Source organism: Nitrososphaerota archaeon, from assembly GCA_029785825.1.
Lineage (GTDB): Archaea > Thermoproteota > Nitrososphaeria > Nitrososphaerales > Gagatemarchaeaceae > UBA183.
In genome coordinates, this window is the sequence record JAFLYY010000001.1 from 796,366 (window position 1) to 817,367 (window position 21,002).

At 61.6% G+C, this 21,002-nt stretch carries 22 protein-coding genes; 6 read left to right on the top strand and 16 right to left on the bottom strand.

The window, feature by feature from the left end:
- Position 1 precedes the first annotated feature (1 nt).
- Positions 2-580 (bottom strand): hypothetical protein, encoded by a 579-nt coding sequence (locus tag JRN21_04375; GenBank protein ID MDG6988544.1) that lies wholly within the window; start codon positions 578-580, stop codon positions 2-4.
- Between the two features lie 88 nt (positions 581-668).
- Entirely contained in the window at positions 669-1,487 is an 819-nt protein-coding gene (locus JRN21_04380) for a hypothetical protein (protein ID MDG6988545.1), read from the bottom strand.
- A 122-nt stretch (positions 1,488-1,609) separates the two neighbouring features.
- Here JRN21_04380 and JRN21_04385 point away from each other — a divergent pair, with 122 nt between their 5' ends.
- Positions 1,610-1,999 (top strand): hypothetical protein, encoded by a 390-nt coding sequence (locus JRN21_04385; protein MDG6988546.1) that lies wholly within the window; start codon positions 1,610-1,612, stop codon positions 1,997-1,999.
- Here JRN21_04385 and JRN21_04390 read toward each other — a convergent pair.
- Complete coding sequence (locus tag JRN21_04390) at positions 1,971-3,173, bottom strand: hypothetical protein (protein MDG6988547.1); 1,203 nt, start codon at positions 3,171-3,173, stop codon at positions 1,971-1,973. The genes JRN21_04385 and JRN21_04390 overlap by 29 nt on opposite strands.
- 169 nt (positions 3,174-3,342) lie before the next feature.
- On the opposite strand from JRN21_04390, the gene JRN21_04395 reads away from it, so the two are divergent.
- Positions 3,343-3,723, top strand: a complete 381-nt coding sequence (locus JRN21_04395; protein ID MDG6988548.1) for a hypothetical protein — start codon at positions 3,343-3,345, stop codon at positions 3,721-3,723.
- On the opposite strand, the gene JRN21_04400 is transcribed toward JRN21_04395, so the two are convergent.
- Positions 3,720-4,451 (bottom strand): AAA family ATPase, encoded by a 732-nt coding sequence (locus JRN21_04400; GenBank protein MDG6988549.1) that lies wholly within the window; start codon positions 4,449-4,451, stop codon positions 3,720-3,722. The two genes, JRN21_04395 and JRN21_04400, sit on opposite strands and share 4 nt — an antisense overlap.
- 54 nt (positions 4,452-4,505) lie before the next feature.
- Here JRN21_04400 and JRN21_04405 point away from each other — a divergent pair, with 54 nt between their 5' ends.
- Positions 4,506-5,174, top strand: coding sequence for a hypothetical protein (locus tag JRN21_04405; protein MDG6988550.1), 669 nt, complete (start codon positions 4,506-4,508; stop codon positions 5,172-5,174).
- Here JRN21_04405 and JRN21_04410 read toward each other — a convergent pair.
- The 6 genes from JRN21_04410 to JRN21_04435 form a co-directional block, all read right to left on the bottom strand.
- Positions 5,171-7,024, bottom strand: a complete 1,854-nt coding sequence (locus JRN21_04410; GenBank protein MDG6988551.1) for an Ig-like domain-containing protein — start codon at positions 7,022-7,024, stop codon at positions 5,171-5,173. The genes JRN21_04405 and JRN21_04410 overlap by 4 nt on opposite strands.
- A 78-nt stretch (positions 7,025-7,102) precedes the next feature.
- On the bottom strand, positions 7,103-8,680 hold the full coding sequence (locus tag JRN21_04415) for a type II secretion system F family protein (protein ID MDG6988552.1): 1,578 nt from the start codon (positions 8,678-8,680) through the stop codon (positions 7,103-7,105).
- A 140-nt stretch (positions 8,681-8,820) separates the two neighbouring features.
- Positions 8,821-10,443 (bottom strand): type II/IV secretion system ATPase subunit, encoded by a 1,623-nt coding sequence (locus JRN21_04420; GenBank protein MDG6988553.1) that lies wholly within the window; start codon positions 10,441-10,443, stop codon positions 8,821-8,823.
- A gap of 10 nt (positions 10,444-10,453) precedes the next feature.
- Positions 10,454-11,533 carry a hypothetical protein gene (locus JRN21_04425; GenBank protein MDG6988554.1) on the bottom strand — a complete coding sequence of 360 codons (1,080 nt, stop codon included), beginning with the start codon at positions 11,531-11,533 and terminating at the stop codon, positions 10,454-10,456.
- 6 nt (positions 11,534-11,539) lie between these two features.
- Positions 11,540-12,154, bottom strand: coding sequence for a type IV pilin N-terminal domain-containing protein (locus tag JRN21_04430; GenBank protein MDG6988555.1), 615 nt, complete (start codon positions 12,152-12,154; stop codon positions 11,540-11,542).
- 634 nt (positions 12,155-12,788) lie between these two features.
- Complete coding sequence (locus tag JRN21_04435) at positions 12,789-13,235, bottom strand: type IV pilin (GenBank protein MDG6988556.1); 447 nt, start codon at positions 13,233-13,235, stop codon at positions 12,789-12,791.
- 108 nt (positions 13,236-13,343) lie between these two features.
- Between JRN21_04435 and JRN21_04440 the strand changes: the two genes are divergently transcribed.
- Positions 13,344-13,766, top strand: a complete 423-nt coding sequence (locus JRN21_04440) for a hypothetical protein (protein ID MDG6988557.1) — start codon at positions 13,344-13,346, stop codon at positions 13,764-13,766.
- Here the strand turns inward: JRN21_04440 and JRN21_04445 are convergent.
- The 4 genes from JRN21_04445 to JRN21_04460 all read right to left on the bottom strand — a co-directional run bounded on the left by JRN21_04445 (position 13,763) and on the right by JRN21_04460 (position 17,497).
- Complete coding sequence (locus tag JRN21_04445; protein MDG6988558.1) at positions 13,763-14,272, bottom strand: hypothetical protein; 510 nt, start codon at positions 14,270-14,272, stop codon at positions 13,763-13,765. The genes JRN21_04440 and JRN21_04445 overlap by 4 nt on opposite strands.
- 9 nt (positions 14,273-14,281) lie before the next feature.
- Positions 14,282-14,827 carry a hypothetical protein gene (locus JRN21_04450; GenBank protein ID MDG6988559.1) on the bottom strand — a complete coding sequence of 182 codons (546 nt, stop codon included), beginning with the start codon at positions 14,825-14,827 and terminating at the stop codon, positions 14,282-14,284.
- A 133-nt stretch (positions 14,828-14,960) separates the two neighbouring features.
- Positions 14,961-16,643, bottom strand: coding sequence for a VWA domain-containing protein (locus JRN21_04455; GenBank protein ID MDG6988560.1), 1,683 nt, complete (start codon positions 16,641-16,643; stop codon positions 14,961-14,963).
- Positions 16,640-17,497, bottom strand: a complete 858-nt coding sequence (locus tag JRN21_04460; protein ID MDG6988561.1) for an AAA family ATPase — start codon at positions 17,495-17,497, stop codon at positions 16,640-16,642. Before JRN21_04460 ends, JRN21_04455 begins: the two co-directional genes overlap by 4 nt.
- A gap of 265 nt (positions 17,498-17,762) precedes the next feature.
- On the opposite strand from JRN21_04460, the gene JRN21_04465 reads away from it, so the two are divergent.
- The gene (locus JRN21_04465) at positions 17,763-18,167 is read left to right on the top strand and encodes a hypothetical protein (protein MDG6988562.1); all 405 of its coding nucleotides are present in this window, start codon (positions 17,763-17,765) and stop codon (positions 18,165-18,167) included.
- An 82-nt stretch (positions 18,168-18,249) separates the two neighbouring features.
- Positions 18,250-19,401, top strand: coding sequence for a hypothetical protein (locus JRN21_04470; protein ID MDG6988563.1), 1,152 nt, complete (start codon positions 18,250-18,252; stop codon positions 19,399-19,401).
- A 280-nt stretch (positions 19,402-19,681) separates the two neighbouring features.
- On the opposite strand, the gene JRN21_04475 is transcribed toward JRN21_04470, so the two are convergent.
- Both JRN21_04475 and JRN21_04480 read right to left on the bottom strand, forming a co-directional pair.
- A complete protein-coding gene (locus tag JRN21_04475) occupies positions 19,682-20,260 on the bottom strand; it encodes a class I SAM-dependent methyltransferase (protein ID MDG6988564.1) in 579 nt (192 codons plus the stop codon).
- A complete protein-coding gene (locus tag JRN21_04480) occupies positions 20,257-21,000 on the bottom strand; it encodes a class I SAM-dependent methyltransferase (GenBank protein MDG6988565.1) in 744 nt (247 codons plus the stop codon). Before JRN21_04480 ends, JRN21_04475 begins: the two co-directional genes overlap by 4 nt.
- Between the last annotated feature and the right edge of the window lie 2 nt (positions 21,001-21,002).

Here is a 21,002-nt window from a genome sequence, read left to right on the forward strand (position 1 = left end):
ACTACCTTTCTTCTCCCGGAGGGACCCCGGCCCCGAGGAAGAGCCTCCCCAGCTTGGTCATGATGGACTGGCTCGGCTCCGTCTGGAAGTACAGGTCTAGGTTCACCAGCCCCCTCGGAGAGTTCGCGCCTGTGCCGAGCCTCAGCGAGGGCCTGTTCGTGCACTGCGCCGCGACCCCGGCGAGGAACCTTGTCCCGTCCACGGCAGACGCGTCCGGAGAGCCCTGGAACGACATGATCTCTCCCGAGTCGTAGTCCCTGGCCAGCCAGACGTAGTAGCTCCTCCCCTCCACGGTAGCGTCAGACCCGTCGATCGCGACTGTCCTCCTGTACCTCTTCTCTTCTCTGGGGAGACTGGTGAGAAGCGAGATGTAGGCGTCCCGGGCTGCGATGTGGGACATCCCCCCCAGCATCTTCGCCACGTCCCGGTAGGAGTATCCCGAGTTGCAGAGGGCGGCAGCGACCACCTTCTTGCTGGACGGGACTTTGTTCCTCCGGAACGCGTGGACCGATGCGGCCCACTCCGTCAGCACGAAGAGGGGCCCCTGGACCCCAGGCTCTGCCGGCCCTTGCGAATACATCTGGCGTTAAGTTGGTGCGGCACCGGCTTAGAGGAGAAGCTCGACTTATCTTAACAGACGAGACAGGGGTTGTTGACCCCGGTCCAGCCTAGAGTATCAGGGCCGCGACGTTGGTGTAGGCCAGGTACGTCGCCACTGCGAAAGCGGCGATGGCGACCCCCCAGACGACCTTGCTCCATCGGAAGACCTTGGCCCCGTCCAGGGGGCCGACCGGGAGGAGGTTGAACGCGCCAAGCTCGACGTTGACCCAGAGGCCGAAGCCTCCGATGAACTGCAAGACCCCGCCAGTGAAGAGGAAGATCGGGAGGAAGAGGGCGGCTATGACCGCGTTTGTCAGGGGCCCCGCCAGGGAGATGAGCCCGGTCTCCATCTTGGAGCTGTTCCCCCCGACTATGTACGTCGCGCCTGGGGCGGCGAAGAGGAACCCGACGAGCGCGACCAGTATCGCCATGGCGAGCATCTGCGGCCACATCCTGAACTCGGCCCAGAACCCGTACCGGCGGGCGACGAACTTGTGGCTCAGCTCGTGGAAGATGAACCCGGGGCCGACGGTCACCAGGGCTATCCCCATGGCCACGGCGAGGACGCGCGGGGAGAAGCTCCCGAACGCCCCTCCGGTGAACGCGATGGCGACGGCGAACCCTATCCCGAGCCAGGCGATGAGTATGTCCCGCACCTCGATCCTGGAGAAGACCTGCGCGGGCTTCGCCTGCTGAGCGTAAGGCGACGTGGCCCCCGAGGTCTGCCAGCTGAACGTCGTCTGGGGCGCGGTTATGGTTCGCTTCTGGGTGAGGTCTCCCCTGCACTGGTGCGCCTCGGGGAGCCTGTGGTCGGGGCAGAAGGCGCCGCCGCAGTAGTTGCAGACGAACGGGAGTGACTCGTCCTTGCCGCAGTAGTCGCACTTCATGCCAGAGCCTCCAAGAATAAACTAGGTGGTCGCCTTCCCCCCTGCTTTTAAATTTGTGAGACGGCCGCGAAAGAACAACTCCTCCGGAGGCTTTATGAACGAACGGGCCCTGTTCGGCGTTCGTGGGGGAGCACTCGGAGACATTCACCCTCGACGTGGAGAGGAAGAAGGTCAAGGACCTGATTGTCAAGCACCTTACGGGGTTCGGGTACAGGCTGACCAAGGAGCAGGGGTGGATACTCGTCTTCGAGAAAGGGTCGCTGAGGAAGAACATCTACACCACCTCCTTCGACTCCGCCTACAAGCAGGTCATCGTGTCGCTGGTAGGAGAGGAGTCGGTCCCCGTGACGACGGTGGCGATATCCTTCTCGCTCCCGTTCCTCATCCTACGCAAGAACGACATGCTCGCCATCAACAACCTCACGAAAGCGCTGAAGGACTACATAGTCATAACCACCGGGTACGCAGAAGTGGCCGAAAAGGCTAGGCGCCCGCTGCGACCGAGTTCCTGACCGCGGCTGCCGCGTCCACCGCGTCAGACCCGTCCACCACGGTCGCGCCCACCAGGCTCGCCAGGCTCTTCGTCCGCTCGTCGGGCTCGGGGCTCGCTATTATCAGGAGCCCGCTGTCCTTCAGGTCGAGCTTCTTCATGGCGGAGGCGGTCACCCTGTCCCCGACCGGAGACCCCTTCTGCCCTAGGACCACGTCCACCCCCACCCTTCGCCCGCCGGGGCCCGTGAGCACGGCGGCGAAGTCGTACTCCGTCCCCGACCCGCTCCTGATCCTCCCCGGCGACTCCACCCTCCACCCGCTCTCGGCCAGGGCCGTCCTGACCACGGCCACCATCGAGTCTATCTTCTCGCCGAACCGCATCTGGCCCCTGACGGCTGCGAGCCTGTCCGCCGCCGCTTCCGCCTTCGTGAAGGACACGCGGTAGAGCCCCTCCATGGTCTCGCCGTAGTCCCGGCTGTCGGTCCAGATGGCGATGTCCCTGTCGTTCTTGAGCCCCCTGGTGTCGTCCAGGACCAGAGAGACAAGGGTCTGGGCGCCGTCGGCCACCACCAGCCTGCTCCTCGGGGCTTCCTCCGAGTGCCTGAGCTCGACTGACTTCGCTATGGCGTCTGCGGCTTCGAAGGTCGTCGGGTCGATGGGCGCGACCATGGTCACCTTGACCCCGCGCCTGCGGGCCTCGACCAGCTTGTCGGCTATCCCGAGGACGTGGGCCTGGACCAGGTCGTTCTTCGTGAAGACAAGGTCGAGGGAGGCCGAGGCGAGCTCGACCATCTTGGCGACCGAGTTGTAGATCTGCTCCCTCCCCTGGATTATCCTGAACCTCTGCTCGAAGCTCTCGCGGGGGGCCCTGGGCATCTGCTTCCAGAGCGAGGAGAGCTCCTGCCTCGCGTCCTCCATCCTCCGGACGTACCCTTTCTGCTCGTCCGTCAGCAGGGAGATGACGCCCTCGAGGGACTCGGCCTGGTACTTGATCGGTTTCCCGGCGGTGGACACCACTATCCCCCGGTCGAGGAGGCGCTTGAGGAGGCGATAGGCCTCCATCCTCCTGATCCCCACGGCCTTCGCGAGCTCCCCCGCGCCGCAGGAGCCGTTCTTGGTGAGGAAGATGAACGTCTGCGCCTCCCGTTCGTTGAGGCCGTAGACCCCCAGGAGCTCTACGAGGCGCTCGTCCACGCCGCTCCGCGGCAGGTCAGGTGAGTTAAGGGTTGCACAGAGGCTGATACACCGGGCGTTTCATAGACGCCGCTGCTGAACGGGCGCTTGGGACACGCTCACCCTGGCGTTGTATGTCACTTCCGTGCTTACACCCCCTCTAATCCCCCCGGCCGGCACCCGGAGGCAGATGCTCCCGGCATACCAGACCGAAGAGCCAGCGCAGCAGGCCCAGGGGAACCTGAGGTCGAGGCTGTCCTCCCAGGCGAAGAACCGCGGGAGGCTGGATGTCGTGGCAGACATCCTCGGCGCGTGCGCCAGGCCGGCGACGAAGAACGCCATCCTGATCAGGGCCAACGTCAACTCCGTGACAGCCACCCACCTGCTGGCGCAGATGACGGACACCAGGCTGGTGGACACCGTGGTCGACGAAGAGGGCCGGGTGTCGTACATAGGGACGAAGCAGGGGGCCGCCTTCCTGGACTCTTATCGGAACCTGACGGCCATGCTGACGCCGGCGCTGCTCCCCGAGAGCAGGGCCGCGAGGCTGGAAGTCGGGCCCTTCGCCTAGAACATCTGTTCCGTCGGGAAGACCTCTATCCCGCCTTCGCCTATCTTGTACGGGTGCGGCTGGCTGTCGTTGTCTATCCCCCGCATCTTCTCGACGCTGAAGACCCGGGTGTAGGCCTGGCCGCTCAGCACCCTGGTCAGCACCAGGACGCCGTCGACCACGAACTCCTCGAACTGGAACTTGCGTTGCAGGGACGGGTCGCTCATCTCGGCCACCAGCAGGGTGGTGCACCTGCTCTTGACGGTCGCCGCCATCAGGTCGAGGAGGGCGATCCTCCGCTCGTAGTCCTCGGCATAGTGGACCACGAGGGTGGAGATGGGGTCGATGACGACCCGCTGGGCCCCCACCTTCTTTATGGCGTCCGTGACCGAGCTGATCAGGGTCGCGACCGCGAACTCCTTGCGCCCTATCTCGGTCGACCCGAGCTTGACCTTCGCCGGGAGGAGCCTGATTGGGGACGCGTCGACCATCGCTATCTTCTTGGCCGCTATCTGGTGCTTGACCCCCAGGCCGAGAGGCTCGGTGCTCTCTATCAGGCGGTCAGGGTCCTCGTCCAAGGAAACGTAAACGCCGTTTTCGCCCGCCTTTGCGCCGGCCACCAGGTACTGGAGCCCGAAGGTGGTCTTACCGCTCCCGGGCGCGCCGAGGACGAGCACGTTGTGCCCCTTGGGGATCCCCTTGTCGTCAAGGAGGTCGTCCACACCCTTGACCCCGACCCGGGTATACAACACCGGGATTTCTCATTGTAAACTCTTTAAGCGTTTCAGGAGGTGCGGTCGGGCGTGCAGAGGCTCAGGCTCGGGGTCTCCGAACTGGACCAGGCGATCTTAGGGGGTGTCCCGAAGGGGTCCCTCGTCCTCGTGCTGGGCCCGCCGGGGGCAGGCAAAAGCATCCTCGGGAAGCTCTTCCTCCACTCGGGGCTGGTCGGAGGGGACAGGGCGTTCCTGGTCTCCACGGCAGAGGCGGACTCGGCCATAGCGGAGACCATGGCGATGTTCAAATGGACGGAGGGGGTGTCAGAGAGGCTCCGGGTGCTGGATTGTTACTCGTGGAGGCTGGGGGGGAAGGGGTCGAAGTACGCAGTCCCGCTCACCTCCCTGACCGACGTCTCCGTGGCCCTGAAGACCCTCCTCGACGACGCGAAGGCGGCCCCGGAGAAGAACGAGAGGCTGGTTGTGGACTCGTTCACCGACTTCGTGAAGTATGCCGGGGTGGAGAAGTCTCTGAAGTTCCTGGACTACCTTAGGCAGAAGCTGAGGGAGTACGGCGTGACGGGGCTCCTCCTCCTGGAGGAGGGGGTGCACGCCCCGAGGACGATAGCGGCCGTCGAGTACTCCACGGACGGGACGGTCAGGATGCGGGTCTCTGATCAGGGGAGGTTCATGATGGCGAGCAGGATGCAGGCCACCCCGCTGGTCCAGAAATGGATCCAGTTCACGATAGGAAGCTAGACCCCCGGCAGACCGAAAGCCAGGCGGAGGTCATAGGCTGTCCCCTCTCCAGGCCCAGGCCCCAGCCCCAGCGAGTCCTCGTCCTCGACCGTCTCTCCGCGCCTCCGCCTCACCATAATCACCGCCACGATGGCCACGACCGCGGCGGCCGCTATGGCTCCCAGGTAGATTGGCGATTTGATCACTGTGGTGAGAAGCGAGGGGCGCACCTTCACCGGATACGGTATGACCAGTATGTTGGTCGTGGAGTTGACCGCCCCTATGGCCGGGTCTGTGGCTGTCAGCCGGATGGTCGCCTCGCCTGCTCCCGATGGGGTGAAGAGGGCTGATGCCGACCCGTCGGCGTCTGTGGTCGGCGACCCAGGCTTGATCGTCCCCCCGGTCGCCGTCCACGTGAGGGTGGCCCCCGCTGCAGGGCGCCCCTGATACTGGAGTGAATAGTATACGTAGGCCGTCTGGTTCGGGTAGATGGTACCCACCGATGGGCCTATGTTGGCGGTCACTCCCAACGGCGCTGCGGCGAACTGGACCGACGCGGAAAACAGGCCGTTTGAGATGGCGGTGAAAGTCCCTTCGGTCGCCCTAACTAGGGGAACACTCCCGTAGACGAGGTCAGTCCCCCTTGGGATGATCAGGTCGATGGGAGAAGACAGGAGGGTCGTGTTGGAGAACGACACTATCACGTTCGCCGAGGTCCTGGCTTCGGCAGGAAGCCCCTGGGAGTCCTGCAGCTGGACCACGAAGTCGAGGGCGTTCGCAGTCGGGGTGATTAGCCCTGAAGCGTCGGAGACGTACATCCCTAGCTTGGTGGGGGGGATGCTCACCGTGGTCACCGGGAGCGAGGCGGAGGTGAAGTTTACCGCCGACGCTGTGATGTACGCCTCCCCGGCCGCGAGGGAGGTGGATATGGGGACGGTGACGAAAGAACTGTTCGCCGGAATGCGCGCCGCCGGCTGCACCGAGACCAGGTCCGGCCTGGACGACGTCAGGAAGATAGGGATTGAAGCGTTCATGAAGGCCGGGCGGCTGCCGTTATCGGTTATCGACACGGTCAGGGAGTCATATGTGGCGCCATCGGCTGGCAGGGTTGCGGGGGCGGAAAGCGACAGCAGCGAGGGTTTTTCGCCGCCTCCGACGACCGAGATGAACGCCTCGGCCGTGACCAGCCCCGGGGCGGATACAGTGACGGACACCACCCCCGGCACCCCGGTGGTGCTCATTGTCCCATAGCCCACGGTTTTGTTTGCCGGGATGAGGGCGTTGCCCACCCTGACGACACCTGTGTCGGACGAAGTCGCTTGGATGGTGGCTTCCTGGATGGTCCTAGCAGGAAGGCCGGCGGCGTCCTCCACAATCACGGTGAAGTTCGAAGCGAACGCCTTCCCAGTAGGGAACTCGTCGGGCATCGGGTACACTTGCAGCTGGGTGGGGTAGCCTCTGGGCTCGTGCGTGCTGAATGTCGTGTAGGCCGCCTCGTACCCGGGGGCGACGGCCGTTATCGTGGCGCCGCCGGGGGTCGGGGACGCTGACACGGTGGCGATTGCGTACTGGTGCCCCGCCTCGATGATCACACTCGGCTCGACGGCCAGCACGGCTGGGTCAGATGAGGAGAGGTAGATCGTGATGTCGTTTGGCGCGACGGTCGGCTCGCCCTGCTGATTGGCGATGGAGACCACCAGGGCCGGGTACGACGCCAGTCCTCCTGAACTCGTCGGAAGCTCCGGCGGGAGGGAGGTCAGTGAGATATATCTGAAGGCGGAAGGAGCCGCGCCGAGCCCCTGGGGAGCCGAGCTCACGACGAAGAGGACGAGGGCGACGACCACACCGAAGGTGCGGAGACCGAGCCTCAAACTAGCTGCTTTTTCCTCTCTCAACGTATTTCAGCATGGAGGAATCGAAGTAAGAATTCCGAGTTCATGTCGGCCTGCCTACGTGACCGAGATGTGTAGGACCGCCTGGACCACGAGGACGGAGACCAGAGCTATGAGCACCAAGGCGAGGGCGTGCTTGAACCCCTCGGCGGTCCCTCCCTCTCCCATCTTCCCCGCGACCATGCCGATAAACCAACTCTCCACTACGGAGACGGTGAGGAGAATGCCTACCGTCGCGCCGCTGATCGTCGGCATAGGCGGCGCGAACTTGCTCGAGGGTCCGAAGTTGATCGGCTTGGCCACGAAATAGACCATGATGAACGTCGTGACCACGACCATTACCGAAGAGAAGTAACAGATGAACAAGTACGGCCTCAACGACGAGCGCTTCTCCGCCTCGAGGTCGTTCATCTTGCGGGTGAATTCGGCCATGTCGGAGAAGCTCCTCACTGTACCCCCTCCCACGTCTATCACCTCCGTCAGGAGCATGCCCGCTTCGCGGGTGACCCAGCTCTTCACCTCGCTCGCGAACGTGGAGATCACCTGGACGGTCGAGACCCCCCAGGAGACCTGGGCGCTCATCTTCTTGACATGCTTGGAGAGGAGCCCGTAGTGCTTGTCTGCCAGCGCCTGGATGGTCTGCTCCGGGGATAGACCGATCTTCCGTCCTTCGGAGATGTCTCTGATGAAGTCAGGGAGCGCCTTCTCTAGGGCGTTCCTTTCCCGCGCGGCCCTGCTTGCCACGACCGTCGGGGCGACTGTCATCAGTATCAAAGCGAAGGCCGTGTGCTCGAACAGGGACAGGGGGACCGGGATAAGGAAGAACGCGAGCCCTACAGGGATGGACGCCCCGAACGCGATGAACGGCTGGTAGTCCACGTATGGGTACCTGGCCTGGACAGCGTTGAGTAGATAGATGAAGAGGAAAGAGAACGCTGGGACGCCGACCAGACCAAAGACCTCAATCCCCTGAATCCCGGACGACGAGTGGCTTATCAGCGACTCCGACTGGAAGAGGACGAAGAGGCTTATCCCGAGGACGGAGGTGACCGTGACGTATCCTTCAGCAAGAGTCCCTATCGTCTCGGAGGACTTCTTGACCTTAAGCGCCCTGGTCTCGTAGATCTCTTTGAGTTTGTTGTTAAGGAAAGAGGACATGTCTCCGCCTGTCTTGATTATGGTCGTATAGCCATAAAGGAGCTCCGAGAACGCTTTGTTCGGGCTCGTCTCGGCAGCCTTCTCGAGCGCGGTCGTCGGGTCGAGGCCGAACACGTCGATGTCGAGCAGGATTCTTTTCGCCTCCTTAGCGGCGTTAGGGAAGATGTCAGACAACTTAGCGATCCGCCGGATGGAGGCGATGGGAGAAATGCCGCCTCCCGCCAAGACGACGATGAAGCCCACCATGAAGGGGAGCTCGTTGTCGAGCGCCGCCGACCTGGACCCCTGGCTGATACGCGGGGACCTCATTATGATTAGGAAGACGAGTGGAGGCGTCGCGGCAAACGCCCCTGAGACGAGCAAGAGCAGAGGGTTGGCGAGCAGGTAAGCGACGCCGATTTCAGCCACGAAGGCGACGGCGGAGAGGATGCTCCCCAGAAAGGCGAGCGATATCAGCCCTTCCGGGGTGATCCTCATGTTGGACCTCAGTATCTCGTCGCGGAGCCAGGGGGTGTTGGCCGCTATCCCTGTCGAATACCGGCCGAATATCCTGTAGGCGAACCCCGAGACGACGTCGAGAGGGCCCAGGTCGGCTTCCCCGGCCGCCTTCGCCGACTTCAGATCCTGAACCCCTCCGCGGCTATTGCCTCTGGGGTCCCGGCTATGCCGAGCTCCTTGACCGCTTTCTGGAAAACAGGGGCGGGCCTGGCAGCGTAGTCCTCAAGGACGGCGGACACCTCCCTGAAATTCCTTATGCCTCGCTCCTGGAGCCAGCGGAGGACCACAGCCCTCTTGTTGAGCTCCTCGGTGAGGTCGGCCAGCTGGACTCCCTGGTCCTTGGCCAGCCTCGTGAGCTTGGGGCTGTTGCGAAGCTCCGCGACCTTGAAGGTGTCGGTGGAAGGGTTCCATCTGAAGACGTTGAAGTACTCTCCCACCTTCGTCACCTCGTCTACGGAAACAATCCTCCTCACCGCCCTGAACCCGCCTCCCGGGTTCGGGACCGAGATCCTCCTGACGGTGAAGGTCAGGTCCAGGAACGGGATGAAGGCGGGAGGGACGTCCATAGGCTTCGACGTCAGCCTCTGGATGGCTGATTCGACGTCGTCGGCGTGTATCGTGCAAGCCCCTCCGTGCCCGGTGGAAATCGCCTGGAATAGGACGTAGGCCTCATCTCCTCTTACCTCCCCCACCACTATGATGTCGGGCCTCATCCTCATGGCCGCCTTGACGAGGTCGAAGAGGTTCACCTGGCTCGATGCCTCTCCCGTAGTCCCGTAGTTCTCCCTGGCAAGGAGGGCGGTCCAGTTGAAGTGGGGGATATTGACCTCCTGGACCTCTTCTATCGTGACGATCTTCGAGTTAGTCCTCGTCAGGGTGAGGAGGGCGTTGAGGAGGGTCGTCTTCCCGCTCCCGGTCGAGCCCACCACCAGACTTGTCGCCTTGTTCTCCATCATGAGCCAGAAGTATGCGGCCATCTTCTGGTCGATGACCCTGGCGTCGAGGAGGTCGACGAGGGTGAGGGGGTCTTCCCTGAACTTCCTTATCGTGAGGGTCGAGCCGTAGGGAGATATCTCACGCCTAAACGTCGCCAAGAGTCTGTGCCGCCCCGGGAGCGTCCCCTGAAGTATGGGGAATGCGGTCGAGATATGCTTCCCGGCCATGTGCGCTAGCCTTGTGATCAAGCTGTCCAAGTCGCTGTCCTTCCCGAAGACGAGGTTGGTGCCCAGGCTCTCGAACCTGCGGTGATAGATGAAAATCGGCTTCCCGACGCCGTCCACCGAGATGTCTTCGATGTTGGGGTCCTTCAACATCGCATCCAAGACGCCGAAGCCGACCAGGTCTCTCTCGGCGAAGTAGAGTATCTTCGCCCAGGGTAGCGGTGCGACCTTGATGCCGTACTTCTTCACTATCCTGTGTGCCTGCTCTGCGAAGTACCTTTTTGGGTCAACCTCCGTGCGGGGGATGGTGAGCTCAGTCTCCAGCTTGTCGAGGATGTAGCTGTAGACTCTCGCCTCCTGATTGGTGAGCGGCACCTCGTCAAGGTAGTATTTTCTGCCCCCGTTCTCGTCTTCGAGTATGGCTGCGTAGGCGTAAGGATTTGTCAGCGGGTACCTGTCGAGCAGGTTCCCTCCTGCAGGGATGGGGGTCCCGGTGAACGGGAACCTGACCACGTAGCTCCTCTCCTTTCCCGCGTCTGTCGGGAAACTCGGGTCCTTCGCCTTCTGTCCCCCGAGCCTCAATCTCTCGGCCTCAATAGTAGAGCACCGACACGTAGGGGGAGTTCTGTCCGTAGTTGTAGGGTGGAGGTGTGTCTCCCGTGATCGCTGAGTAAGAGTCACCCTCCCACCCGTGGGAGATGAGATTCACCGCGGCTAATGTCCCGCTCTTCGGGAGTGCGGACCATCCTCCGTTGGTGGGGGCAAAGCTGCCATAGCCTCCAGACGCGAAGACCAGGGTTCTGGGTTTGTCGTAAGTGAGCACTATGGGAGAGTAGGAGTTCACTATCTGGTTCGAGCTGTTGTCCACGATATACCAGACAGCGTTCAGGAAGCTGTTCCCCTTGGGGGCGTAATCCGCAATAAAGCTGTACTCGTCCAGAGTGATGTTGGCTTGCTGGGGATTCAGGTCGGTCACTGAGACCGAAAAAGCGACATTTCCAGATAGGTCTGATATCGGGACAGCGAACCCCTTCCCCTTGTAAGTGATGCAGTAGGGGCCGCTCGTCCCGCTGCAGTAGGCCACGGTGTAGAAGGAGTACGACTGGAAGTCTAGATACAGATCCCCGATGGCGCCGCTGGAGAGAGCTTGGGCTGCGAGGGAGACCCCGGTCTCCGGGTAGGTGGCGGTGAATACATTGCCGGTCGAGGTGATGAGCTTCAAGACGACTGTCCCTTTCTTGTAAGGATAATTCGTGACAAGGTACCCGTTCGATGGGGTCCCGACCCCTGGGTTGGCTACCGCTGGGAGTCCGGGAGTGGTGTTCTTGCATCCTTGGGTAGACGGAAGTCCGATGCCGTCACACTCGAGTACCGTCCCAGTGGCGTTAAGGAGGACCAGAGAGGTGACGTTAACCGTGCCACCCCCGGTGTTGTTCAGATAGAACTGAACGTAACCGGTAGAGTTGATGGAGGTGGAGATCTGCACGTCCTCCTGTAGCCTGGCTGCCAGGTCGTTCCCCCTGGCCACCAGGGACTGGGTCTCGACTGCGTTGGCATTGTTGATGAAAATGAAATACTCGCTCCCCACTGTGAAGAGCATGGTGAACAGGAACACCGCCCCGATTATCCCAGATATGGCTCGCCTCCGCTTCGTATTGAAGGGAATCTTCAACCCCGGTTAGCCCACCTCGCTGTAGGTGTAGGAGTTGCCGTAAATCCCGGCAATGGTGAAAAAGTACGTGTCGGTTGTGCTAATCGTCTGACCATACGACGGACAAGACTGACCCAGGGGGGCCGAGGATGGAATCCCCAGCTCGATGGTGGCGGTCTGGGTCATTGGATCTGCAAACGCCCCGGTGCCGTGGAGGGGCGGATTGGCATATGACGAGGTAGCGACCAGCGCGCACTGGCCGGCTCCCGTGATGACATCATCAACATAGTTGGTCCCGCTAGAACTGTAGTTGTAAAAGAGGTCGATCTTCCTAGCAGAGTCGTAGAAGCGTATCTGCAGGAGCGAGAGCTGGATGTTACCGGTGTTGTAGATCCAGACTGTCGCGCAGGCCGAAGTCCCCGTGGGGCAGGTGGCGGGCCAGCTTACGTCCACGACTGTGAACTTCTCTTCCAAGTACTGCACGCTGTTCCCGACCGATTGACCGTAAGCCTGTGAAGCGACTCCGGCCTCTCCGTTGATGTAACCCCAGACGGCAGCCGCCGCGATTATGGTCATAGAAACCACGAGCACCGTCCCGACGACCTCTGAGAGGGCTCGCCTACGTCGCTTCGATAGCCTCAACTTTGATGAAAGGAGGCTGCTCTTTAATTATTGGTTATGGACTCGGACTCTGGATTCCGTCTCTCGTAAACGAGGTAGGCGCTCCAAAGATAGGCAGACCCTGCAAAAGAGTAACTGGCAGACAAATGCCCGCGTGGCTCCGTCGTTGCGGGGGCCCACGCTTTGCGAGCGAAGCCCGGAACTACATGAAGGCTCGAACCGAGGATACGGTCAAATGATTCGCCCTGATATTCGTCCCCCTTCTGAGAAAGCGTGGAGTCTGCCTTCAGCGGCCTCAATAGTGACACCGAGACAGTCTACTTCGAGGTAACACCGAGAGTCTCCCGTAACGGTGGGAAGGATTGCGAAAACTCCGTCTCACACCGAGAATATGCTTCACTTGAACTAGTGCGCCTTCTCAAGCGTTGAGCACAAGTACATCCGCTGTCACTTCACTCTTCTTTCCCTTCGCTCTGCGCTTTGTTGACGTTTAGCCACCATACATGTCTGTTCTCTTGAGGAGGAACCGCCTGATCTGACTCGGAGAGTGGGGATCGGGAGGGTCAAAGGAGACACACATCGTTTTGCCCGACAGACTCCGAAAGAAAAGGGAGACGGTGGGTGGTTCTCATCCCACCGTCAAATGGGGATTCCCTTACGACATAGTCCCGGTGAACGAAGCTTCTGCTCCATTCGCCAGAGATATGTAGCCGTTAAACGTCTCGCCAGCGGAGCCCGACACGGTACCAGATACCGTGATAGTTCCAACTGTAAGTGGCGTGGTTGTTCCACCAGGGATGGAGACTGAAGCGAAAGTAAGTGTGTATGAAGTGCCTCCATATGTGATCGAGCCACCAGAAGCAGAAGTCGAACCGCTGCCAGAGTTGGTTACATATATTGTGCACGTTGGAGCAGTAGTTGCAGTACTGCCGTGGACACATGACGCACTCGAAACGGTCACATTCGCTGAGTTAGTTGAGCTGCCGAATATGCCGAAGATGTATCCAAGTACCGCCGCGAAGGCGATGAGTGTGGCTGCGATGATGAGGACTGTTGCTACGATTGGCGAGATAGCTTTTCTTCGCTGTCCCGATATCTTCATTGCCTCCACTTCCTTCCGGAGAATATTAACGGTTAGGGAGGGCGACTATGGATGTCGAATCCATATGTCTGAAAAGGGAGACCCCTATCATGCATCTCTGGCTGAATCTTGCGCTCCTGGACGACCCCTTTCGACAGGGAGAAGAGGTTCATCGACAGCCTCAACATGCCGCTCATCCAGAGGGCGCTTTGGCCTCTCCTAGCGGTGTATGTCCTCCTTAACTTCTCTGACGTCCTCACCACCTTGATAGCGTGGGCGACGGGCCCGGGGTTCATCGAATACAACCACCTCGGGTCGCTGATGTTCAACCTTGGGCCCATAGGATTCATGCTCGCCTACGCCCTCAAGTTCGTCACTATAGCGCCCCTTCTCTTCATGGCGTGGTACAGGGCCAAGCCCGGCACGGACGACTTCCAAGTCAAGCTCCTGAAGTTCGCTGCCTTCGTAGTGCTCGTCGCCGTCGACATCGGCCTAGGAGCGATAGTCGTGGGAAACAACCTCCCCGTCCTCTTGCGTCACGTAGGCGCCTAGACCGCCCTGAACCGGCCCGTGAAGGCGAAGACCTCTCTCTTCGCGATGCCTTCGACGATCACACCTTCGGGGACCCCCTTGTAGACGAAGAGCGTGTAAGAGCTCGCACCCGCCCTGCCCAGCGAGTCGACGTCGCTGAACGACTTCAGCGCCTCTGAGACCTTCTCCACCCTCGACTTGTAGTCTTCGACGATCCTTAGGGTGACCTGCGCCAGCGCGCCGAGCGGGTCAGAAGTATTCACCGGGAGGCTCCCCACCCTCGTCCACCCCTTCGCGACCGGCTGCTGGTCCTTCTTGTCCTTCTTGTCCTTCTTCTGCTCCTTCTCTTCGACCCTCTTCTGGGGCTGGGGCGACTGGGTGCTCCTCAGATGCTCCGCCAGCTGCTGCCCGTACTCTTCCTGGCGCGACTTGTAGTACTGGAGGAGGGTCTCAAGATACGCCGCAGCGCTCTCCCTGCTCTGGAACCTCACGAGCCCTGAGTTTAGCTCTAGGTTGTCGCGGAGCACCTGGAGCCCCTACTCCTTCTCTAGGGTGTCCTTGACGAGGTCTGACTCCACGGAGTCGTAGAACTGCTTGCGGGAGTCCTTGATGGCCGAGGTCCCCTCCTTGAACTCGCGGAGTATCTTCTCCACCAGATACAGCCTCTCCTCCGCCCCCTTCTTCCTCTCCGTTATCTTCACCCTGAGCTTCGGGGCCCACTCCTGGACCACGTTGAGTATGTCCACCGGCTTGAGGTCCGACAGCGGCCTGGAGAAGGGCTTGCCGTCGGCGTCAAGGCCTATGATCACCGCATCGGCGCCTATTATCGCCTGCTTGACATGGTTGAGGGGCTCGCCCAGCGAGACTGGCCTTATCGAGATGGCGGTCCCCACGCCGGCCTGGATGACCTTCATCGACTCCACAAGCTTCATCGTCTGCGAGTATTCCAACTCCTCTATCTCCGACAGCTGGGCCGCGTCGCTCTGGATCTCCCGCATCTCCCGTATGACCTCCTGCGGGTCGGGAGACTGCTCGTCCATCGCATCTTTCTCCTTCTCTTTAGCTTCCTGGGTGGCTGGCATTGGGAGCGAGATGCCCCGCCGTTGATAATAGGTTTGTGAACCCGTAATCCATACGTCGAGACCTGCAGAATCGCATAGCGGACGGAGCGCCCGCCCGTGCGTACCCCAAACTGGAAAGGGCGCCCGTCCGGTCTCACCCCTCCCCTACCCCGGAGAGCTCCATGTACGCCTTGGTGAAGAACTTCATCATCTCGTAGGGGGTGTTGAGGACCGAGTTGACCTTGAAGTACTTCTTGATCTCGGGGCTCTCCACCCCTATCCCGACGAGCATTATCCCCATCTTCCCGGTCTCCTTGACCTTGTCCAGCAGCTCTTCCTCGATCCCCGCGTACCCCGTCGGACGGCCGTCTGACACCACCACGAGATACTTGCTCTCTATGGGCCTCGAGTTCAGCGCCCTCGACGCGACCGCCAGGGCGTCGGGGAGGTAGGTCCCCCCCTTCTGAGAGAGCCCCCCGATCCTCGACTTCGCCTCGATGGAGTAGGGCTCGTCGAAGTCCTTCACCACCTGCAGCGCATCGTTGAAGCCAAAGAGCCCCCACCTGCTCCTCTCCCTCATGACGGTGGACGCCACCTCCGCGAGGCAGGTCGTTATCCCTCGTATCTCCATGGACGACTTCGACACGCTCTTGCTCGCGTCCACCAGTATCCCCCAGGCCTCGTCCTTCAGTACCGCCTCCTCCCTGACGAATACGTCAGACCTCTGGGAGCCGGAGGCGACCACCTGCATCGCCATGGGCATGTCCACCTGGCCGCTCAGCTTCCCCGGCTCTTCGTCGGTGACGTTCTTGATGGCGAGGAGCTGGTTCTTGATGTTCCGGATCGGCCCTGCCAGCTCGGCCCTCGCCCTGAGGAACGCCGCGTAGTCCCCGTCGGGGAAGGACACGCCGTTGAGCCTGGTGCTGGAGAGCAGCTTCCTGTAGTAGTCCGTGACCTTCTGCCTCTTCGCGTAGGTCTCCTGGAGGGCCGCGAAGGTGTCCTTGAACTCAGGCTCGTCAGGCAGCTCTGTCCCGCCCTCCACCCCGATGGCCGCCAGAGCCCCCGTCAGCTTCGCCCCGCCCTTCCCCTTCTTCACCTCGAGGTGGTCCCGGAAGAGCGAGTCTCCCGAGTGGGCCTCGGTGTGGGGGAAGGCGGGGATCTGCGGGAGGACCGTCTTGTCGAACTGCTTGTAGACGAGGTCTGCAGCCTTCAACAGGAGAGGGTCCTCGGGATTGTCTACCGAGTTCTCCACCATGCCGCGCGCCTTCTCGGTGAGCGCGAGCAACTCCCTGTCCTCGTCGACCCGCCCTCCCTTCGCAGGCGACACCCCCCAGAGCGAGACGAGGAGCTTGGCCGCGGTCCTCAGCCCCCTGCTCTCTATGTCGTCGAGGTCCGGCATCCTCATGGCGGCGATGGCGTTGGCGTAAGCCACGTCTGTCATGGTCCCGGGCCATCTGTCCCGGGCGGCGAGGGTGATGCGGTAGTCCTCGAGGAGCGAGATGGTGAATATCGCGGGGAAGCGCTCCTTCTCCTTCGCCCACTTCGCCAGGGGTCTGAGGTTCCCATAGCTGACGTGGAACGCCGCGTGGTAGAGCGAGGCCCGGAAGAGGCGCCAGAGCGTCGCCCACCCCTGGTCGTCGGCGTCCGCGAAGAGCCCCTGCACGGACATTACCCCCTCCTTTTCCCTCCGGGGGACCGGGACCTTGACGACGAACCCGTCCCCCTCGAGCCCGACCGACGGCCTCGGCGCCGACTCGCTGAGTATCAGCCTGAACTTGCTCTGGTCCACCCCCGAGACGCTGGAGAAGTTCGTCCAGGCGTACTCTAAGATGTTCATTTTGCCCCGGCTTTGGCGTCGCCGACGACCATCCTGACGACCCTTCTCACGTTGTTCTGGACCTCGGGGTCGTCGGCCGTTAGCGCGATGATGGTCTCCTCCGCCGCGGTCGCGGGGGACAGTCCGTCGGCGACCAGGGTCCCCCAGTTGATGAGGTCGCCCACGGAGGGGGCGTAGGGGAGGTCTCCGGTCTTGTACTGGCGCCTGATCTCAGCCGCCACCCTGACGAGCTTCTCCGCGACCGGGCTGTCTATCTTGGCCCTCTGAGCGATCATCTCGACCTCGTCAGGGGCGACCTTGCTCCCGACGCTCAGATAGTCGAAGTCAATCCAGACGGTCATCCTGCGCCTGAAGGCCGCGTTGAGCGGCTTGGTCCCCGCGAACTCCGCCGAGTAGGGGTTCATGCTGATTATGACGTACCCGTTCGGGTGCCTCGGGATCACCTCGTTGTCCCTCTCGTTGAGGACCATGTGCCCTCTGGTGTCGAGGATGGGGTTGAGCCTGGTGGCGATGTCCTGCTTCATCATGTTCGCCTCGTCCAGGTAGAGTATCCCTCCGTACCTGCACCAGGACACTATCTGGCCGTCCACCCAGTTCTCCTTTCCGAGGCCGACGAACCTGCCGAAGAGGTCGTACACGGACGTCTGCAGCCCGCAGTTGATCTCCCAGAGAGGGAGCCCCGCGAGCTCCGCGACGAGGTACGTGATGTGGGTCTTCCCCGTACCCGAGGGCCCGATCAGCGCGCACTGCTTGAAGTGGTAGAGGGCGCGCATTATCCGCTCCACGTAGTTCTCTCCGTGCTCCACGTAGCCGGGGGTCCCCTTCGGGACGAGCGCCTGCAGCGAGGGGCCCATAGAATACCCTTCGGAGAGCGTGTACTTCTCGACCTTGTACTTCGACTTCAGGTCTGCCTTGCCGTAGCGCGGCTTCAGCTGGATCTTTACGGTGACCCTGGCGTTGTCTCCTTCCGACCTGACGCTCGTCGTCCCTTGAAGGTCGTCAGTCTGAGACAAGATGCGGTGATAGACTGGGGATGACGTAAAAGGAATTGCGAACCTCTCGTATGAATCCCAAATCTATTTCCGTTAAATACCGTAGACGGGTGTTACACCCCATATCATGGTGCAGGTAGACGTCCTTGTCAAAGGTATCGAGGCCAACAAGACGTCTGACGACGCCGACGAGTCGACCCCAGTGACCTTCAACGTTAACTCTTCAATCAACGAGTCCGACCGGGGCCCCGGGTTCCTGAACCTGAAGTTCTCCATGGACCTGGAGACGTTGCCGGCCGCGGCGCGGGTCTTCGTTTCCGGAGGGGTCACGCTGAAGGGGAAGGACGAGGAGATCGACGAGATGCTAGGCGCGAAGGAGAAGGACGGGACTCCCACGCTCTTCATGAAGATCTACCAGAGGGTGTACCCCACGATGTACCTCCTCTGCGGGTCGCTCAAGATACCGTATCCGGCCCCAGGTCTCCTCAAGCTGAGCCAGATGGCTTCAGCGGAGGAGGAAGTTGCCCGTTAGGGTCGGATGTGTCTTCCTCCATGGAATTCCCATAGATTTAAGTGCGAAATACCCTGACCGTGCTAACTGAGGCGGGTCATTGGTGAGCACCGCGTCGATCGAAGAAGGGAGGGACACGAGCGCCCGCACCGCCGAACTCGTCGACCTGATCTCTGAGCTTGGCCCTGACATCCCTGAGATATCGAGGCGCCTCGGGCAGTTCAAGGAGTCGGTCAGGTACAGGTACAAGGAGAAGGTGATAGGGAAAGGGTTCTCCATCCACGTCCTCCCCGACCACGAGAAGCTGGGGCTCCAGAGGGTCGTCATGCTGGTGGAGTTCGCCCCCGTCTACAAGACGTACGCCCATTCGATCCTGACCGCGATGAACGAGCTCTGCTACATCGTCTCCTTCGAGAGGAGGATGTTCAGGGGCGACTTCCTGGTGGAGGCGAGCGTCCCCACCGAGTTCAGCGGGGCCTTCGCGGGGCTGATGTACAAGCTGAAGGAGAAAGGGCTCTTCACCAGCGTCGAGGTGGTCCCGTTCGAGTGGTTCAGGACCGTCCCCATGCGGACAAAGTACTATGACTTCGACACCGGGAGATGGGACTTCGACTGGACCAACCTGCAGAAGCAGTCGGACGACGCCGGGTACCGCCCTTCGGGCCGGGCGAAGTTCGACAAGCAGGACCTGCTCATCCTGAAGGAGCTCCAGATCGACGCGACGCGGAGCTTCATCGAGATATCTGGAAGACTGAAGGACAACTACAAGAAACTGGCGTGGCACTACAAGACCCACGTGGTCGACCGGGGCCTGATCAACGGGTACTACCTGAGGTGGATGGGGACGAGCTACAGCACCGTCCTGGAGAGGGCGCTGCACCGGAAGCACAGGTACCAGCAGCTCGCGATACTCGCTAGCGGCCTCACAGAGCTCGAAAGGATGAACCTGATGGCACGTGCCCACATGGTCCCGTTCATCTGGAACGAGATGGTCGGGAAGAGCGCCTACTGCGCCAACTTCTTCTTCCCCACCGAGTACATCACCGAGGCCTATCAGTTCCTGACAGAGACGATCTCGGACACGAGGGACAAGACGTCAGTCTTGGCGCTGGACCAGACGGAGGCGCTGTCCTTCACCATATCCCACCAGCTCTACGACGAGAAGAAACGGCAGTGGACCTTCGACGAGCCCGGGTTGTTAGAGAGATTCGACGAGCTGATAGCAAAAATAGTGGAAATAGGCGGAGCCGTCTAACCTGAACCGGCTCCACCTATGATTTCCAGCGGCCCCAGATGCAGACCGAGCGAGGCGAAAACAATGCTCGCGCCGGTCAATGCCAGCATTCCGAATCTGACCTTTTCGTCGAGAGTCATAGCCCTCATGCTCGCAACTTCAGCGATTTAAGGGTGAGCAATCTTAACGAACATTGTTAGACAGCTCCATGTGTTTTCTAAACGTTTATGTTAACCCGGGGCGGTAGTCTTGGGGCAAACCCGGGCCCCTCGCCGCAGACGCGGAAACGCGTCGACTGGATTCAGCGCCGGCATGCGAGGCCGTAGTGATAAGGCCCCGCGTCGAACGACCCCACGGCGGGGAGGCCGTTGTCAGCCAGGATCTTCCGTGCCATTGCTTCCGTCAGCCTGATCTCGTAAGGAGGACCCTTGTCCATCCTTGCCTTCTTCCAGTCTACGTCCACGACCGCAGCCCCAGGCTTGCAGATGCGCTTCACCTCTGCGAAGAAAGCGCGCTTGTCCTCCAGGTCGTGCAAGACGTTGGCGAAGAGCACGACGTCCACGGAGCCTGACGGGATGCCTGTGTCGGAGACGTCTGACTGTATGACCTTGACCGCCTTGCGACCTGTGCCCGACTCTGCCATCGTCGCGCGCAGGTGGTCAAGCATCGTCTTGCTTGCGTCGACCGCATAGACGACCCCGCCCTCTCCGACCAGCGAAGCCAGCGGCAGGGTGAAGAACCCAGGGCCGCACGCGAGATCGGCCACGGTCATCCCTCTCCCGACCCCCATGGCCTTCAAAATCTTCAGCGGGTCCTGCCACTTCCTCCTTTCGTCGGAGAGGAGGATGCGCGCGAACTCGTCTTCGTGCGGCATCGTCACTTCGCCCCTCCGGCCGACGGCGCTTCCTCCGCGGGCGCGCCTCCCTCCGTCGCCCGCGAGCTTCGGTCGCGCCTTGTCACCAGCGCCCATCTGCTCGCCAGCCCGTCTTTCCCCTCCAAGACCTCGAACTCTGCAAGAATCTTCCGCCACTCCTCCCGCGAGACGGCGCGTGGGTCGCTCTTCCTGAACGCCTTCGTGACGCTGAGATATGCCCTCCCGCCCGGCTTCAGTATGCGCTTGATCTCGCCGACGGCGCCTCCGTGGTCTGCCATGCAGCAGAGAAGTCCGCTGCCGAGCACGAAGTCGGTCGAAGCGTCAGGGATGAAACCGAGCTGCGCTGCCGAGCCTACTCGGGCGTCCACGACGGCGCCGAGGTTGAGCCCTTCGGCCTTCGTCGACAGGGCCTTGACCGCCTTCGCGTCGAAGTCCACGGCGAAGACCTTCCCTGAAGCCCCCACCCTTCGGGCCATAGGCAGGGCATAGAACCCCGACCCCGACCCCAGGTCCGCGACGACCTGCCCCGGCGCGACGTGCTTTTCCGCGAACTTCGAGGGTGAGCTCGCCAGGCGGCGGATGAGGTTGTCCATCAACAGGAGAGGGACGTGCCGGTCCCCTTCGGAGCAGGTCGGGCAGGTTGTGGCCGCCCCCCCGCAGGATGCCATCAAAATCCGGACCACGCCTTCCTGGTGCAGGGCGCTCCCCTGTCCAGAGCCTTCAGACCGCGTCCCAACCATCGTCACCA

Bases quoted from the DNA above. Each gene is read 5' to 3' on its own strand.
- JRN21_04465 (MDG6988562.1), top strand. From the start codon at position 17,763: ATGGTGCAGGTAGACGTCCTTGTCAAAGGTATCGAGGCCAACAAGACG.
- JRN21_04455 (MDG6988560.1), bottom strand. From the start codon at position 16,643: ATGAACATCTTAGAGTACGCCTGGACGAACTTCTCCAGCGTCTCGGGG.
- JRN21_04375 (MDG6988544.1), bottom strand. From the start codon at position 580: ATGTATTCGCAAGGGCCGGCAGAGCCTGGGGTCCAGGGGCCCCTCTTC.
- JRN21_04460 (MDG6988561.1), bottom strand. From the start codon at position 17,497: ATGGGCCCCTCGCTGCAGGCGCTCGTCCCGAAGGGGACCCCCGGCTAC.
- JRN21_04450 (MDG6988559.1), bottom strand. From the start codon at position 14,827: ATGCCAGCCACCCAGGAAGCTAAAGAGAAGGAGAAAGATGCGATGGAC.
- JRN21_04415 (MDG6988552.1), bottom strand. From the start codon at position 8,680: ATGAGGATCACCCCGGAAGGGCTGATATCGCTCGCCTTTCTGGGGAGC.
- JRN21_04435 (MDG6988556.1), bottom strand. From the start codon at position 13,235: ATGAAGATATCGGGACAGCGAAGAAAAGCTATCTCGCCAATCGTAGCA.
- JRN21_04395 (MDG6988548.1), top strand. From the start codon at position 3,343: ATGCTCCCGGCATACCAGACCGAAGAGCCAGCGCAGCAGGCCCAGGGG.
- JRN21_04380 (MDG6988545.1), bottom strand. From the start codon at position 1,487: ATGAAGTGCGACTACTGCGGCAAGGACGAGTCACTCCCGTTCGTCTGC.